Below are 520 nucleotides of genomic sequence, written 5' to 3' on the forward strand. Positions count from 1 at the left end.
TTCGTATAAGGTGTATTATGTTAATAATATAAATTTTTAAAAGCATATTGATTTAATAATAGAAAAATTATCAGAGTAGGGCATGTGTAAAGTAAACGTTCGATTATTAACCAATAATGATTAAAGATTTATATCTTGTATGTGTTAATTTTATTAACATATATATACGAAATTAATAATGCCTTAAGTGAAATAGTATGCTAGGTAAAAATCATCATTTTTTAAAAAAATTTTCGATCAGTGATGCTGCTATAGCGTATAAAAAACCTCGCTCGACTATACTTAAATATATAAAAAGCGGAGATTTCGAACTTGACTACAATAAATTGATTGAATACAGTCAGTTAGTTAGAAAATTTGGTGAACTTACTTACCCTATACAGGACGAAAGAGAGCAACAAATCAAAAAACTAAAAGATGAAGTTATGCATTTAAAAAAACAACTTAACTTTTTTAAATATACTTCAATCTCAAACAAAAATAGACTATTAATTTCTCATAAACATTCCATTTAACATAA

1 protein-coding gene is annotated in these 520 nt (G+C 24.6%); it reads left to right on the forward strand.

The genetic code is table 11. The annotated features are described in order from the left end of the window. The first annotated feature begins 197 nt into the window (after positions 1–197). A complete protein-coding gene (locus tag HMPREF0013_RS24245; protein ID WP_000900860.1) occupies positions 198–515 on the forward strand; it encodes a hypothetical protein in 318 nt (105 codons plus the stop codon). Positions 516–520: the final 5 nt, after the last annotated feature.

The organism is Acinetobacter sp. SH024 (assembly GCF_000163635.1).
Taxonomy (GTDB): Bacteria; Pseudomonadota; Gammaproteobacteria; order Pseudomonadales; family Moraxellaceae; genus Acinetobacter; species Acinetobacter pittii.